The sequence below is a fragment of the Psychrobacter sp. KFRI-CH2-11 genome (assembly GCF_038239325.1).
GTDB classification, from domain to species: domain Bacteria; phylum Pseudomonadota; class Gammaproteobacteria; order Pseudomonadales; family Moraxellaceae; genus Psychrobacter; species Psychrobacter celer.
Genome location: NZ_CP151283.1, coordinates 3,103,095 through 3,119,252, shown reverse-complemented (window position 1 = coordinate 3,119,252; position 16,158 = coordinate 3,103,095). Strand labels below are relative to the sequence as shown.

The 16,158-nt window shown below is 44.3% G+C and carries 12 protein-coding genes, 2 pseudogenes and 1 other annotated feature; of the genes and pseudogenes, 5 read left to right on the top strand and 9 right to left on the bottom strand.

Annotation, left to right across the window (positions count from 1 at the left end; all coding sequences use genetic code 11):
* Nucleotides 1-145: 145 nt before the first annotated feature.
* The gene (locus AADH33_RS12950; protein WP_348549154.1) at nucleotides 146-949 is read left to right on the top strand and encodes a crotonase/enoyl-CoA hydratase family protein; all 804 of its coding nucleotides are present in this window, start codon (nucleotides 146-148) and stop codon (nucleotides 947-949) included.
* A gap of 63 nt (nucleotides 950-1,012) precedes the next feature.
* Nucleotides 1,013-2,176: a MalY/PatB family protein gene (locus AADH33_RS12945; protein ID WP_348549153.1), complete on the top strand. Its 1,164-nt coding sequence runs from the start codon at nucleotides 1,013-1,015 to the stop codon at nucleotides 2,174-2,176.
* 26 nt (nucleotides 2,177-2,202) lie between these two features.
* On the opposite strand, the gene AADH33_RS12940 is transcribed toward AADH33_RS12945, so the two are convergent.
* Both AADH33_RS12940 and AADH33_RS12935 read right to left on the bottom strand, forming a co-directional pair.
* Nucleotides 2,203-2,775, bottom strand: coding sequence for an IS630 family transposase (locus AADH33_RS12940; protein WP_348549152.1), 573 nt, complete (start codon nucleotides 2,773-2,775; stop codon nucleotides 2,203-2,205).
* Nucleotides 2,696-3,052, bottom strand: a complete 357-nt coding sequence (locus AADH33_RS12935) for an IS630 transposase-related protein (protein ID WP_201585383.1) — start codon at nucleotides 3,050-3,052, stop codon at nucleotides 2,696-2,698. The genes AADH33_RS12940 and AADH33_RS12935 overlap by 80 nt, the downstream gene beginning before the upstream one ends.
* 90 nt (nucleotides 3,053-3,142) lie before the next feature.
* Between AADH33_RS12935 and AADH33_RS12930 the strand changes: the two genes are divergently transcribed.
* A complete protein-coding gene (locus tag AADH33_RS12930; RefSeq protein ID WP_348549151.1) occupies nucleotides 3,143-5,119 on the top strand; it encodes a hypothetical protein in 1,977 nt (658 codons plus the stop codon).
* Here the strand turns inward: AADH33_RS12930 and AADH33_RS12925 are convergent.
* Nucleotides 5,079-6,154: pseudogene (locus AADH33_RS12925) on the bottom strand (IS3 family transposase). The gene AADH33_RS12930 and the pseudogene AADH33_RS12925 overlap by 41 nt on opposite strands.
* Before the next feature lie 40 nt (nucleotides 6,155-6,194).
* Between AADH33_RS12925 and AADH33_RS12920 the strand changes: the two are divergent.
* Nucleotides 6,195-6,884: a hypothetical protein gene (locus AADH33_RS12920; RefSeq protein WP_348549150.1), complete on the top strand. Its 690-nt coding sequence runs from the start codon at nucleotides 6,195-6,197 to the stop codon at nucleotides 6,882-6,884.
* Between the two features lie 121 nt (nucleotides 6,885-7,005).
* Here AADH33_RS12920 and AADH33_RS12915 read toward each other — a convergent pair whose 3' ends face one another.
* The 3 genes and pseudogenes from AADH33_RS12915 to AADH33_RS12905 all read right to left on the bottom strand — a co-directional run.
* On the bottom strand, nucleotides 7,006-7,578 hold the full coding sequence (locus AADH33_RS12915) for an IS630 family transposase (protein WP_348549149.1): 573 nt from the start codon (nucleotides 7,576-7,578) through the stop codon (nucleotides 7,006-7,008).
* Nucleotides 7,499-7,855 (bottom strand): IS630 transposase-related protein, encoded by a 357-nt coding sequence (locus tag AADH33_RS12910; protein WP_201585383.1) that lies wholly within the window; start codon nucleotides 7,853-7,855, stop codon nucleotides 7,499-7,501. Before AADH33_RS12910 ends, AADH33_RS12915 begins: the two co-directional genes overlap by 80 nt.
* A gap of 64 nt (nucleotides 7,856-7,919) precedes the next feature.
* A pseudogene (locus AADH33_RS12905) lies at nucleotides 7,920-9,058 on the bottom strand (IS3 family transposase); the annotation flags it as partial.
* Nucleotides 8,667-8,783: a sequence feature (AL1L pseudoknot), on the bottom strand. It overlaps the preceding pseudogene by 117 nt.
* A gap of 104 nt (nucleotides 9,059-9,162) precedes the next feature.
* On the opposite strand from AADH33_RS12905, the gene AADH33_RS12900 reads away from it, so the two are divergent.
* The gene (locus AADH33_RS12900) at nucleotides 9,163-10,113 is read left to right on the top strand and encodes a hypothetical protein (protein ID WP_348549148.1); all 951 of its coding nucleotides are present in this window, start codon (nucleotides 9,163-9,165) and stop codon (nucleotides 10,111-10,113) included.
* Nucleotides 10,114-10,405: 292 nt separating this feature from the next.
* Here the strand turns inward: AADH33_RS12900 and AADH33_RS12895 are convergent, their stop codons facing one another.
* The 3 genes from AADH33_RS12895 to AADH33_RS12885 form a co-directional block, all read right to left on the bottom strand.
* Nucleotides 10,406-11,971: an FGGY-family carbohydrate kinase gene (locus AADH33_RS12895; RefSeq protein ID WP_348549147.1), complete on the bottom strand. Its 1,566-nt coding sequence runs from the start codon at nucleotides 11,969-11,971 to the stop codon at nucleotides 10,406-10,408.
* Nucleotides 11,972-12,026: 55 nt separating this feature from the next.
* On the bottom strand, nucleotides 12,027-13,673 hold the full coding sequence (locus tag AADH33_RS12890) for a glycerol-3-phosphate dehydrogenase/oxidase (protein WP_348549146.1): 1,647 nt from the start codon (nucleotides 13,671-13,673) through the stop codon (nucleotides 12,027-12,029).
* 189 nt (nucleotides 13,674-13,862) lie between these two features.
* Entirely contained in the window at nucleotides 13,863-15,584 is a 1,722-nt protein-coding gene (locus AADH33_RS12885) for an FAD-binding oxidoreductase (RefSeq protein ID WP_348549145.1), read from the bottom strand.
* Between the last annotated feature and the right edge of the window lie 574 nt (nucleotides 15,585-16,158).

Sequence of the window (16,158 nt, the reverse complement as noted above, 5' to 3'; positions counted from 1 at the left end):
CGACAGTCTCATGATGGTGGCAGTTATTAGAATCGCGGTCAACTGCTATTCATTTTGTACGGCGTTTAGTACGGCCACTTGTGTAATGGCGATAGGGTGTCTATATTAAAAGCACACTTGCTAGATTAATAAAAGGGACAAGATCATGGCCACACAAAGCAATAGCAGCACAGACAATCGCATCACTTATGAGACCGATGGCTACATTTGTCTCATCGGCCTCAATCGCGCCGACAAACGCAATGCCTTTGATAGTCATATGATCAAACAGCTCTCCCAAGCACTTACCCGCTATGAGAACGATGATAACTTACGCTGTGCGCTGATATTTGCCCATGGCGAGCACTTTACCGCTGGCCTTGATCTGATGGAGCTGCAAGATAAATGGGACAAAGGCGCGTTTGAATTTAATGATAATGAAATCGACCCATGGGGCATAGGTGGTAAATTGCGCAGCAAACCTGTGGTGGTGGCGATACAAGGCACCTGCTTTACCGCCGGTATTGAGCTGATGCTAAACAGTGACGTGGTTATCGCAAGCGATAATAGCAACTTTGCGCAGATGGAAGTGCAGCGCGGTATCATGCCCTTTGGCGGGGCGACAGTACGCTTTGTCGCGGCGGCGGGCTGGCAAAAAGCCATGCCGTATCTGCTTACCGGTAAAAACTTTGACGCACAAACCGCCGATAAACTGAACCTAGTTAGCGAGGTTGTGCCAAATGGTGAGGAATATCAGCGCGCGCTAACGATTGTCAAAGAGATTTGCACAGCCGCACCACTTGGCGTACAAGGGCTGCTATCCTCTGCGCAAGATGCCAGCCGTAATGGCGGAAAATCAGCGCTGGCCAATATCCACGGTTATCTACCGCATCTGTTTCACTCACAGGATGCTAAAGAAGGCGCGATGGCGATGGTTGAGAGAAGGAAAGCAGAGTTTAAAGGGCGTTAAAAGCCTTTGCTAAACCTTTCATAATAAACAGTAAAGCTTTGGGTTCTATAAAGGATAATGCCAATGCAAGATGACTTTGATGAGATAATCGATAGAAGCAATACAGGGTCGGTCAAATGGCACTATAGCGATGACACTATTCCGCTGTGGGTCGCTGATATGGACTTTAGAGCAGCGCCGTCTATCTTGGCTAGCGTACAGCGCGCGGCCGATCACGGCATCTTAGGATATACCAAGCCAACTGAGGCGTTATATCAGTCCATTATCAACTGGCATAGCAATCGTTATGGCTTGGATCTGACACAGGATAATATCTTATTTTCGCCAGGGGTGGTGCCAAGTCTTGCGCTGATGATGCATGTCTTTACCGACGTAGGCGACGCGGTACTGGTCAATGATCCCATTTATACACCGTTTATGACTAAGGTGCAGCAAAATAATCGCACGCTTGTGACCTCGGCACTAAAGGAAGTCGATGGCAAGTATCAGCTCGATCTAACCGATATCGAAGCCAAAATAGTGGCGCATAAGGTTAAGCTATATCTATTATGCAACCCGCACAATCCGGGCGGGCGCGTGTGGACGGCTGATGAGCTTAAAGCGCTGCTGGCGCTGTGTAAAAAGCACAATGTCGCCATCGTCAGTGATGAGATTCATCAAGATTTAACCTTGACTGGTCATACCTTTACGCCTTTTTTAAGGGTGGCAGAAGCAGAAAATTACGCGCATAAGGTGGTGAGTCTCACCTCGATGACCAAAACCTTTAACGTGGCGGGGATTAAAGGCTCGATGATCTTTGCTAAGGATGACGCTTTAATCAAAAAAATCAGCCAGCAGCAACAGTTAAATGATGAATATGAGCTAAATCTATTTGCCTATACGGTGATGCAAAGCGCATATGAGCATGGCGGGGAATGGCTTACGCAGATGCTGGCTTATATCGAAAGCAATATTGAGATCACGCTAGACTTCTTAGCAGGGCATCTGCCTGATATCAAGGTCATGCGCCCAGAAGCGTCGTATTTGATTTGGCTCGATTGCTCGGCGTACGGTAAGGACGATCAGGTGCTGTATGACAAGCTGCGCGCGGCGAAAGTTGAGCTAAACTCGGGGATTAAATACGGTAGCGAGGGGCATCTAAAAATACGTCTTAACGTAGCATGTCCTGAAGCGCTGCTGCGTGAGGGGTTAAATCGGGTTTATGCGGCGTTTAGGGGTGAGGTTTAGTTTATAAAATAACTTCTATAATATAGTCAGTTCAAAATAAAATTGTTATGCCTTGAACAAATATCATAAAACAATTTAGATAAATCATTCTCCATCCAGCCTTGGCGTAGAAACTTCACCTGAGCCCATTTTTTCTCGATAGGGTTCAAATCAGGGCTATAAGGTGGCAGCCATAGTATACGATGACCATGCCTGTTGAGTAGCTTTTGAACGCGTTTGTTTTTGTGAAATCGAGCATTATCCATCACAATCACGCATTTGGTTTTAAGACTTGGGATTAGCGTGTGTTTGCACCAGTTGTAGAATATGCTGCTGTTAATGTTGAGATTAAAGTAATCCAGTGCAAACAGCATTTTGTTATACAGAGCACCAATAACGTTGGTTCGCTTTTTACCTTGCCAGTTGTAGCTATCGATACATGGCTTACCAATAGGCGCGTAACCATGAGAGCGGATGGTCTCGTGCTCAAAGCCGCTTTCATCCATATAGACGATGGGATAGCCTTGCTGCGTAAAGCGATCAAGCTTTCCCTGATACGCCGCTCTTTTGATCGGACAAGCTTTTGGATGTTCTAAGGTCTTTTTTTTGACTGATGCCAAGACGCTTTAGAGCATGATAAATGCCTGTTTTGCTACAGTTCAGACGACGCGCTCGCTCATACTGGTAATCATCGGGATGTTCTTTGACATCATTAAGTAGCACGTCATCTGGTATTTTATAGGGCTTGGTTTGCCTGGTTGTTTTGCTATAAATACGTCTCTTCCAGTTCTGTATAGTGGTTGGACTGAGATTGTAAAACTCAGCTGCCTCGGCAAAGGTCATACCGTCATCTATACTTTTTAGTACCTGTTTGCGAAAATCTAGTGAGTAAGTCATGGTCTTTATAATAACAATTGGGTTTGATAATTAGTTTATAACACTTTTATATGGTCTTGACTATATTATAAAATATTTTGGAGAAAATAATTGGCTAATAAAAGTAAGGAAATCAGCAATCCGTTTTCTACAGGGGGCGGAGGCGCACATTTCGAGGCGCATATTCAAGCATGTTTTGTAGCTTTGATGCTATCTAGAGGTCATGTTCCTAATATGCCATGTTGGCCTATTAAAGAAATAGCTCTTCAAGGTAAGAGGTTAGGTTATGAGACTGATGACTTAGTTTTATTAATTGAAGACTCGGAAACTAATGAGTCTCGCAGACTACTGGGTCAAGTAAAACATTCTATTACTATTACTAAAGGTGACTCTACATTTGGTGAGGTTATACAAGCAGCGTGGACTGACTTTAACAATAGCTCTATTTTCAATAAACGTAAAGATATTATTGCGTTGATTACTAGTCATATAAGTGCAACTGACCATAAAAATGTTCAGTTTATTTTGCGCCAAGCTAAATATGCTAAGAATTCTTTGGAGTTTTTTACGAACGTTAGAATGGCTAAATTTAGCCCTTCCCAAGCTAATAATAAACTTGATGTGTTTAAACTACACTTAAAAAATGCCAATAATGGCACAGATTTAACTGATGAAGAATTATATAATTTTTTAGGCTGTTTTCAGGTCTTAGGTTATGACTTAGGAGATGAAAAAGGTGTGGTTCTATCTCTAATTCACTCTCATATTTCCCAATTTCAGAATAAAGATATTAGTAGGGTATGGAGTAGAATTGTCGATGTTGTTCAATCATACAATCAAAGTGGTACAACTATAACTAGAGATAATCTACCTGAAGACTTGTTGAAAGATTTCGCTAAGCATAGGTCTACCATAGAAATACCCAGCCATTTAAAAAATAGTAGGGGGCAAACGTCTAACCAGTTGATCAGTTATCAACATAGCTCGGAGTTAGCACTTCTACTGCTTATTGGTGGATGGAGTGATCAAAATGAAAACGATAAAAAAATAGTAAGCCAACTTCTGAACAAAGAATACGAAGATTGCTTGCCTATTATTAAAGATATTTCTAAACAATCTAATAGTCCTCTAGTTTTCAAAAACGGCGCTTGGTTGATTAATGAGAAAATAGAGTTACTTAAGACGTTAGGCTCACTGATTTTTGATAATGATTTAGATAATTTCAAAACTATTGTAGAACTAGTCTTGAATGAAGAAGATCCTGCATTCGAGTTGTCTAAAGATGAAAGATATTTAGCTACTATACAAGGAAAAGTTACTAAATATTCAGGCATACTGCGTCAAAATCTTGCAGAAAGCATGGCACTGACTGGAAATCATGCAAAACTATTTACTCAATGTACTCCATCGAAAGCAGAAAATATAATTTGTACTTTGTTGAGAGAATTGTTAAGTGAAGCTACTTGGCAACAATGGGCAACGCTAAACACCTTGCTACCTAATTTAGCTGAAGCCAACCCTAATGAGTTCCTTAAACAAATAGAAAATGCATTGAGCTTAGACCCTTGTCCCTTCGATGAAATATTCGCACAGGAGGGTAGTGGATTTGGTCAGACAAACTATATTACAGGTCTTTTATGGGGACTTGAAGCTTTAGCTTGGAATCCACAACATTTAGTTCGTGTTGTTTGTATATTAGGTGAACTTGCTAGACATGATACAGGCGGCAATTGGGTAAATAGACCAATCAACTCTCTCACAACAATTTTACTACCTTGGAGACCACAAACTACAGCTGACTTGGAGAAAAGAAAAACAGCTATAATTACTGTAGTAAGGGAAGAGCCAGATATAGGTTGGAATCTATTACTTGAGTTGTTACCTAATAAGCACTTAACTGCCTTCGAAAACTATAAGCCTAAATGGCAAAATACTATCTCTAGTGAGTGGGAAGCTAATATTTCAAATCAAGAATATTGGGAACAGAACGATTTCTTCGGTGATCTTGTAAATACCCCATTCTTAACACAACATCATCGTAGAATAGTTAAGCCACCTGTCTGTATTCAGCAGGTGTCATATCATTAAGTGAATCATGAGGTCTTTCGGTGTTATAAACCTTGATCCAGTCTTCAGTCAGCATATTGACCTCGTTTAAATTGTTGAAAAGGTAGCAATCTAAAACCTCATTGCGATAACTGCGATTAAACCTTTCAATGTAAGCGTTCTGATAAGGACAGCCAGGCTCAATATAATCAACATAGACACCATGAGCTGATGCCCAATCAGTGAATGTGCTAGATGTAAACTCACTGCCATTATCCACACGAATTTGCTTAGGATAGCCATGCCACTCAGCTAGTTGATCAAGGTAGCGAATTACTCGGAGTGAGGGAATACTAGTACCAATATCAATGCCGAGTACTTCGCGGTTATAATCATCAATCACATTAAAGGTTCGAAAGCGAATATTGTTGTGCAGCTTATCGCTCATAAAGTCCATAGACCAGGTATGACCCAATGCGTCTGGCACACTTAGCGGCTGAGGGTTACGTGCTGGTAGCCGTCTTTTAGACTTACGGCGTAGGTTTAAGTTTAACGCTGTATAAACACGGTGTACTCGCTTATGATTCCATGAATAGCCAAGCTTGCGTATACGCTTAAAACACTTTGGGAAACCCCAACGATTGTGCTTATCTGTTAGCTCATTTAAGACATCAATAATCTCACTATCATCAGATAGCTTAGGCTTATAGTAGTAAGCAGTTCGACTCATACAGACCACCTGACAGCTCAATGCAATACTGACACCATACTGCGCCTGCAATTCTTGCGCCCAGACTTTGCGCTCAAGGGCAGGCGCTATAGCTTTTTTATGATATCTTCCTGCATTTGCGCTTTAAGGCTTAAATCAGCATACATCTGTTTAAGCCTACGGTTTTCTTCTTCAAGCTCTTTTAAGCGTTTGACATCAGAGGCTTCCATACCACCATACTTGGAACGCCATTTATAGAAAGTCGAGCTAGCAATCCCGTATTTACGACACAGCGCTTTAGCAGGTATCCCAGCATCTGCTTCTTTTAATATCGATACGATTTGGGTCTCAGTCATTCGTTTGCTCATATTAAAACTCCTTATGTGTATTTTATAAGAAATTCTACGTTTGAGCTGTGCTATTTTAGGGGATAGGTACAATTTGATTGTAGGTATGATAGGGAAAGATATTGAACGTAATGTAGAGTTGATTAAAAACTTAGATAACCTTCCTGAAAAAAGTTTTGAAGTTTTTATTAACAAACTAAGCTCTGAAACCTTCGACGATCTGTCAGAAGAAAATAAAAAGCGTATTTGGAACGAGTTAACAGTACTATCTGTTAAGCATCGTAAATTTACAGATGCAGAGTGGGTATTACCAAGTCATATGGTCGATAAAATAGAGGATGTTTCTGAAAAATTTGCACCAAAAAATCCTTTTTTACTTTATCAATATTTATTTTCAGAAAGAGACTTTGAGCTTTATGAAAGTAATGATGACTTTAGTCAAGAGCAAAGTAAACTTGATGAAAAAAGAATGGTGGCAATAGAAGAGTTGTTAACCTACAGCGGAATTGAACAGGTTATAGAATTCATAAAAGTAGTATCCTCACCTCAAGCTGTCGGGTATGCTTTAGCTAGTATCTCGAATGATGAGATAGATGAATACTTATTACCAAGTTTGTTAACAACTTCGGATAATAAGTTAAAAGAGTTTTTGAGTTCATACATATTAAAATCGTTAAGAGAGAAAAGTTGGGATTGGGTTGATAATATTAATAGGTTGAACTGGTCAGAAGAGGATTTAGGTCAGTTTTGAACCGCCCCGACTATATCGGAGAGTGTTTTACTTGAGTCAGGCAGCAATGCCTGATAGGGTTAAATTGTCATAATACCGCTTTTCAAACTCAAAAGGCGAGACATAACCAATCCTACTATAGTCAGTTCAAAATAAAATTGTTATGCCTTGAACAAATATCATAAAACAATTTAGATAAATCATTCTCCATCCAGCCTTGGCGTAGAAACTTCACCTGAGCCCATTTTTTCTCGATAGGGTTCAAATCAGGGCTATAAGGTGGCAGCCATAGTATACGATGACCATGCCTGTTGAGTAGCTTTTGAACGCGTTTGTTTTTGTGAAATCGAGCATTATCCATCACAATCACGCATTTTGTTTTAAGACTTGGGATTAGTTTGTGTTTGCACCAGTTGTAGAATATGCTGCTGTTAATGTTGAGATTAAAGTAATCAAGCGCAAACAGCATTTTGTTATACAGAGCACCAATAACGTTGGTTCGCTTTTTACCTTGCCAGTTGTAGCTATCGATACATGGCTTACCAATAGGCGCGTAACCATGAGAGCGGATGGTCTCGTGCTCAAAGCCGCTTTCATCCATATAGACGATGGGATAGCCTTGCTGCGTAAAGCGATCAAGCTTTCCCTGATACGCCGCTCTTTTGATCGGACAAGCTTTTGGATGTTCTAAGGTCTTTTTTTTGACTGATGCCAAGACGCTTTAGAGCATGATAAATGCCTGTTTTGCTACAGTTCAGACGACGCGCTCGCTCATACTGGTAATCATCGGGATGTTCTTTGACATCATTAAGTAGCACGTCATCTGGTATTTTATAGGGCTTGGTTTGCCTGGTTGTTTTGCTATAAATACGTCTCTTCCAGTTCTGTATAGTGGTTGGACTGAGATTGTAAAACTCAGCTGCCTCGGCAAAGGTCATACCGTCATCTATACTTTTTAGTACCTGTTTGCGAAAATCTAGTGAGTAAGTCATGGTCTTTATAATAACAATTGGGTTTGATAATTAGTTTATAACACTTTTATATGGTCTTGACTATATGCAGTCGTGTTTTATTGAACCAATCTACCCACTCAAGGGTTGCTAATTCAACATCGTTCACACCAGTCCAGTTCTGCTTTAAATAATGAATCACCTCAGACTTGTACAGCCCATTGACCGTTTCAGCCAATGCATTGTCATAAGAATCGCCTGTTGTACCAACAGACGCAATCACGCCGCAGTCTGTCATCTTATCGGTGTAGCGAATGGATAAGTACTGAACGCCTCGATCACTGTGATGAATGACATCCTTAGGGTTATTCCTGTCTGTTAGCGCTTGATTTAATGCCGCCATCACCATATCGGTGTTCATGCGATTAGAGACTTTCCAGCCCACAATAGCGCGAGCAAACACATCAATAATAAAAGCGGTATATACCCAGCCGCTTGTCGTCTTGATATAGGTAAAGTCCGCCACCCAGAGCTGGTTAGGACGACGAGCACTAAAGTTACGATTGACTAAGTCATCAGCGCGTTTTTGGTCGTCACGGCTGTTGGTGGTAATTTTGCTTTTGCCACGCCAGACGCCTTGTAGGTCATGCTGTCTCATTAAACGCTCTACGGTGCAACGAGCAACCTTTATGCCTTCCGCTTGCATCTGCTGCCAAACCTTACGCGCACCATAACGGCATTTACTGTCCTGCCAGATGCGTTTAATCTCGCTGAGATAGTAGTCGTCATGCTGACTGCGTAATGAGCGCTTGTGTGGGTTGTCGCTTAAGTCTTGAGCACGATAATAAGTTGACGGGGCAATCGGTAATACTCTACAGATCAGCTCGACCCCATAAAGATGTTTATTGTCGTCGATGAATTGAATCATGATTTTAGTCAGCGGTCGAGCTCCGCCTGGGCGAAAAAAGCGGCTGCTTTGCGTATAATTTCATTAGCTTGCTTGAGCTCTTTATTCTCGCGTTCAAGCTCTTTAATACGTGCAGCTTGATCCTCAGCTTGAATATTAGCTGGTATAGTTCTATCGATGTGCTTTTTATGCCACGATCGCAGGGTTTCAGGCGTGCAGCCAATCTTAGGAGCAATGGCTTGAATAGCTGACCAAGTGGAGGGATAGTCGCTCGACGCTTCTATCAGCATGCGAACGGCGCGTTCTTTAATTTCGGGAGTATAGGTTTGTCTTTTCATTGTCGTATTCTCTCAGAATATTAGGTCTCCGACAATCCCGGGGCGGTTCATTTTTATCTTATTTGCCATTTTCTGAAAACACATGGGAAAGAGTCGAGTCTTGGTTGTCAGAAGATGAAAAAAAGTATTGGACTCGAACATTTACTAATGCCTTATATATTGAGAAAGATATAAAATTTGCTGTGGATAAGCTTTTACACTATGAGAGACCACGAGCAGCTTTAAGATGTATATCTAGTGGGATGTTTCAAGGTAAGAACTTGGATAGTGAGCAATCTATAGAGGTACTACTAGCTAGCTTAAACTCTAAAGAATCTATTAACGCACTCGTACCATACGAAGTTGTTAAGTTAATAAAATACTTACAGTCTGAAGAAGAAATAAATCAAGAAGCGTTAGCTAAAATAGAATGGGCTTATTTACCATGGCTTGATTACAAGCTTGATGCTAGACCTAGGCTTTTAGAATGGAAGCTTGGTACAGACGCCAGTTTCTTCTGTCAAATAATTCAACTAATTTACAAATCTAATAAAGCTACCGAAGAAAAACCTAATACAGATAGTGTAGATGAAAATAAAAGACAACTAGCTACTAATGCATGGCAATTACTACATAACTGGAATACTGTGCCTGGAACAGATATGGAAGGTCACTTTGACTCAGGTTTATTTCAAGAATGGTTCGAAGAAGTTAAAAAAATATGTATAGATTCTGGGCATTATAGAGTTGCTATGCAGCAAATAGGTGGTGTTCTTATCAACACATTAGAGGATAGTGATGGATTATGGATTGACATGACAGTTGCTGCAACTTTGAACGATAAAGATGCTAAAGAACTTCGTCGTGGTTATAGTATGGGCTTATACAACTCAAGAGGTGCGCATTTAGTAGATCCGACTGGTCAACCAGAGAAAAAGCTAGCAATCGAATATGATAATAAAGCAGAGGCTATTGAAAACGCAGGTTATCACCGTTTTGCAGTGACACTTCGAGAGCTTGCTAATGGTTATAAAAGGGAAGCAGAAGGTGTTATCTCTGATTATAAGGATAACTAAGAAGACAATCATGATACTGATATAGTTGTCATATTTAAAACTCTTAGTTTAACCTCGCTACGAAGGTGCGTTTTAGCCGTGACTGACGCGGTATCCTGTGCGCCTAAGCGGGTTGCGGGCACTTGGGCTAGAGGGGGTCGCTCGAATGTTGGAACGCCTCTAGCTTTAGTGCCCGCCGCGCTTAGAGGTACAGATACAAGCAGAAGGCGCGATTGGCTCCCCAATATTACCAGCCACAATCATCCCACCTCTTGACTACTCCCAATACCTCTATACCTTAAACTTGCGCAGATTACTTGGCGGGGTAGCCTGTGATGTCTTGAATGCTTTGGTATAAGGGTTTTAGGCGCTCGTACATCTTCAGATAGACCTCGTTATACAGGCGTTTGTAGAGTTGTACGTTGGCTTCAATCGGGACGAATTCGTCGCCTAAATGGGTCATGGCGTCGCTCGCCGTGGCGTGGTTGGGATAGACGCCGAGACCCACCGCGCAGTTGATGGCTGCACCGAGGCCGGTGGCCTCATAAGTGTGCGGGCGGTAAGCGGGCATGGCAAAGATGTCGGCGGTGAGCTGCATGGCGGCGTCGCTTTGGGAACCGCCGCCTGAGACGCGCAGGTGTTTGATGGGTTTGCCAGTGCGTTTCTCGATGGTATCAAAGCCGAGCTTGAGCTCGTAAGCCAGCCCCTCTAAGATGGCGCGGTACACGTGCGCGCGGGTATGCACATCACCAAAACCGATAAGTGCGCCTTTGCCCTCAAGCCCAGGATGACGGACGCCCGGTGACCAGTACGGCTGCATGATAAGTCCCATGCTGCCGGCTGGAATGCCTTTGACGGCGGCATCAAGGAGCTTTTCGGTGTCGATGCCTTGGGTTTTGGCAAGTTGTTGCTCGTAGTGGGCGAATTGTTCTTTAAACCAGCTGACCATCCAAAAGCCGCGATAAATCATGTATTCGTGATTGTAGTAATTTGGGGCGGCGGCGGTGTAGGCGGGCATGTGTTTGAGTATCTCGGCATAGTCGGGGGAGATGGTATTGATAGTGGCGGTGGTACCAAAGCTAAGACACGCAGTATCGGCGGCCAGCCCCGCTGCGCCTAGAGCTTCGCAGGCTTTGTCACTGGCGGCGGCAATCATCGGCGTGCCCTCTGGGATACCTGTGACTTTGGCAGCTTTGGCGCTTATCTCACCAAGAGTTTGGCCTGGTGGGATGATTTTGGGCATTTGCTCGGGGGTACAGCTAAACAGCCGCCATTTAAGGGTGTTGGGTTTGAACCATGTTTGCGCTTTGTAGTCGTATGGCAAGTAGCCGACCGAATGACCATTTGAGTCGATAAGTTTACCTACTAGCTGATAAGTGAGGTAGGCGGAGAGGTTGACGTAATGCGCGGTCTGCGCCCATATCTCAGGCTCGTTTTGCGCCAGCCAATTACAGCGCGCTTTTTGCTGGGCATCTTTGACCAGCTCGCCCATGCCTATGACTTTGGTAAGCGGGTTTAAAAAGCCAATGTCATGAGTCTCAGCGCGGCGCAAATCCATCCAAACGATGGCAGGACGTAGCGGCTGCATGTCTTTGTCCAGACATATCATGGTATAGCGCTGGGTGGCGAGACTGACGCCAGCGATTTGCTCAGGTTTAATGTCGCAGGTCTGCCAGAGCTTTTGGCAGGCCTCTGTCAGCTTTTGCCAATAGTAATCGGCGTGCTGCTCGGCATAATTGGGCTGCTCGGAGAAGTACGGCTCGATAGGCACACGGGCTTTGGCGATTTCGCTACCGAATTGATCAAAGATAAGCGCTCGCACGCTTTGGGTGCCGTTATCGATGGCTAAGAAATAGATGGGGTCGTGAGCGGTGGTCATAGTAGTCCTTTACTATGGGAGATATAGATATATAGTCTTTAAGGTAACCAAGGCACTAAGCGGCAGGCAAATGGTAATAGCGTTGCCATAACTCGCTATAGCGAGCGACTTCTTGCTGCCACTTTTGCTCATTCCAGCCCAGCTCTTGCTGGCAGATTTGCTTCAGTCTGGTGCTAATCAGCGGCGTCATTGCACCATGCGGGAGGATTAAGCCTAAGCGTGTACGCCGTAGCAGCAAATCATCTAAATGGATGACCTGCTCATAGCGCGCGGCAAAGCGAATCTCCGCCCAAATGGTGTTGCTATCGGTGACATAAGACAAATCATCGTCATGTGCTAGCGCTAATAAGTTATCGAGCTGCAGACCATAAAACCCTTGCAAGCGCTGCTGTAAGAGTTTTGGTAAAGTAGCAAATTTGGCATGAGTCGGCGTAGGATTGTTAAAGACTTGATCGCTATTCGTTTTTAAGTTTTGAGTAGCAGAGTCATCAAGGTCGAGCACTTCTTGACATTTTGCCAGCACATCAAGCGCAATCAGGCGAAAGGTGGTGAGCTTGCCGCCACTGACGGTGACAAGGTTATTGTCGAGCCAGACGCTATGATCGCGCTTTTCTTTACTGGGGCTAACGCGCTTACCATCACCGCCATCAGAGATCAACGGGCGCACGCCGGCCCACGTGCTGATGACGTCTTCACGATTCAAGCCAGTCTCATTAAATAGCGAGTTAGTCGCGTCTAATAAATAATCGACCTCTTCATTGGTAATGCCGACCTCTTCGTCATTAAGTGGCGGATGATCCAAGTCGGTGGTACCAAGTACCGTGCGGTTCTCCCACGGGAAGACGAACACCGCTCGTTTATCAGCAGGATGTAAAAAGGTGTAGGCTTGCTGAATTGGCAGGCGCTCTTGACTGACGACCAAATGACTACCGCGTGAGGGACGGATTTGCTGATGAAAGATGTGCTCGCTCTGGGCACGCGCCTGCCTACGCAAAGTATCGGCCCAAGCGCCGGTGGCACTGACCACCACTTTGGCATGGACGTCAAAAGTCTGATTGCTATTGTTAGAAGCCGTGTCTTTAAGCGTAGCACCGACGACTAAGCCTTGCTCATTAGTGAGTAATGATTCGGCTTTGAGATAATTAATCGCCTGCGCGCCGTCATGTACTGCTTCATCGAGTACGCGCATCACCAGCCGCGAGTCATCGGTGATCGCATCGCTAAATTGACTGGCACCCAAAAACTTATCTTGCTTGATATTAGGATTTAGCCGTAAAAAAGCGTCTTTTTTAAAGTATTTAAAATAGCGCTTGCCCGCTATCTTGTCGTAGACGCGCAGCAAGGTATTAAATATCCACGGCGGCGGAAACTTGCCTTTGTAGTGCGGCATGACGTAGTGCATCTCATTGACCAGACCGCTTGCCTCGTCAAGCAACCGCTCGCGCTCGCGTACACTAAGCAGTGTCGTTTTATAATCGCCTGAGGCAATGTAGCGCAGGCCGCCATGCACCATTTTGCTCGAGCGGCTGGAGGTGCCCCACGCAAAGTCTTTTTGCTCAATTAATAATACAGATAAACCTCGGCGAGCCGCTTCGCGGGCAATGCCGGCACCCGTGATACCGCCGCCGATGATGAGCATATCCCAAGGTTCAGATTTCGTTAAGGGCGCAAGGGCTTGCTGGCGTTGTTTGTTTTGGTTCATAAGATTTTCTTCTTAATAACAATTTACTTTGACACCCAATGAAATAAATACGTTGAATAATGACGCGCAACTGATATTCATTTTTCTTGCGTGCTGTGCCTACGCCGACAGAGGCGGCGCAAAACAAATATCAGTCACGCTGTAGCGCTCTTCCACTAAACTGTCTATAAACAAAGCTCTTAATTAAAATTAATCTTCAAGCAACACACCCGGGTTCATACGCTGCTCAGGGTCTAGACTTCTGAGCATATCATGAGTCACTTGTAGTCCCAGCTCGCCTTTTTCAGCCGCAAGGTACGGGGCATGGTCACGGCCAACGCCATGCTGATGTGAAATGGTCGCTTTACCATTGGCAAGGCTAGTACTGGCGGCGTGTTTGATTTTTTGCCAGCGCTTTAGTGTTGCTGCATGGTCTTTGGCCGCGCGGAACAAGTAAGTGGTATATAGACTCGCGCCTTGCTTATAGACATGTGAGATATGAGTAAAGGCCATTACTTCCTCTCCTTCGTCCGCTAAGGCCGTTTTTACCGCCTCTTGCATCTGCGCCATTTGCTCATCGATGCGCCCCCAATTGGTGGCGGTCTCAAAGGTATCGACCATGATGCCGCGCTCCCACAGCGTGCCGCGCAGATACGGGAACTTAAAGCGCCCATGCGCCCATACGCTACCCATGATATTGGTGATCTTACCGGTGACACTACCGTGCTGTTTTAATAACTTATTAAACTGCATCAGCGCCAGTTTATTTTGCGCTTTATCGCCTGAGACGCCGTAGGTGAGCATGACTTTGTCTGAATTAAGCCCGCGCGCTTTTAGATAGGTACTAATCGCTAAAAACTGACTTGGCGATGTGCCTAAATGCAGATGCGCGTCAGTCTCGGCGGCATTACTGAGACGTAGCATAGATAGGCGAATATTGCTTTGTACCGCTTGTTTGAGCACCGCTTTGCCTGCTGCCCAGTTGGGCAAGAAAGCAACTTTAAATACTTCTTGCTCAGGTTGCGGTTGTACGCGCATCTTCACTTCAGTAAAGATACCTACGCGGCCTTCAGTACCCATCATCATCTCGCGCAGATCAGGCCCTGCCGATGACGCGGGGATATCAGCAATCTCTAGCACGCCTTGCGGCGTCACTAAAGTGCCGCCAGCAAACATCTGCTCGATGCGTCCATAGCCGAGTGATTGCTGGCCACTTGAGCGCGCCGCAATCCAGCCGCCGAGCGTCGATAGCTCCCAAGACTGCGGGTAATGACCTAGACGGTAACCGTGCTCGCCTAATTGCGCCTCGACCGCTGGCCCTTGGGTGCCTGCGCCAAAGGTGGCGATTTGGCTATCAAAATCTAAGTCGATTAGCCGATCCATTTTACTCATGGCGACGGTCAAAACAGGCCGCGCGCCCTTTTGTGGATTGATATGCCCGACCACCGAGGTACCGCCGCCAAATGGAATGACGATCAGATCGTGCTCGCGTGCCAGCTTAAGTAGTTGCTCGACATCAGCGGTCGATTGCGGATGTGCCACGCCATCAGGGAAGGTCTCAAAATCGCCGCTATGCATGGCGATCCAATCAGGGAAGCTCTGCCCACGTGCGTGTCTGAGTCTGACCTCTCGGTCAGTAGAGACGATATCAAGGTCAGTAATAGCGGCAGGCAGGCGTGACTTTGGCACGGTTTTGAGGACTTGTTGTAAGCTAACGGAGGATAGTTTTTTGGTTTTGCCGATATGTGATTTGATCAGTTTTGCGCCGTGCGCTGAGACTTTTTTATTGATACTGATATTGCCCCAACCGTTCCAGCGTGTCTGCTCAATAGGGGTGTTGTTTGTGGCCGCTAAATCTGGATTAGCATGCTCATCGTGTGAGGTTGCAGCTGCGTTAGCGGCTTTACGAAAAAGTGAGTTACGTGTGTTCATAGAAGTTATAACCTATCCATTTATTATAACGCTATCGTCATGTCCTATGTCACTTAGAGCCGCCGCCATTTACCTACTATCCGTCCTAACAACATATCGAGATAATACGAGAGGATAGTAAGTAGGCTTATCAGCCCTGTGTCCAATATTTTTACATGACCATAATTTAAGTATGATGGGAGAGTGTCTGCTGCTAAAGCTATAGCAGTAAAGCGAAAGTAATGATGATGAAAGCATAGCATAATATAAATAAATGTTTTATAGGTATGCGTCATTTGTATAAGAAAAACTTATAGTGTGTATGTTACAGCGCTACTGGTATAAATTTTCCTTGTATGCTGTATACACAGAGGCTGCAAAAATTCATCCCAGTAGCGCTTTGGAACTTATGACAGTTTCGTTTGCAACTGACTATGGCTTATAGCGGTGCGGCTTAATTTGCGCCGTTTGTTGATTGATTTAGCCCTGCTGCTGCTTGTTTTTTTATCATGCTGTTGTTTGATGGTTTCAATCTTTAATGGTATTTACCTATAACAGTCAATAATCGTGAATAATTCATCATCTAATGGCCATT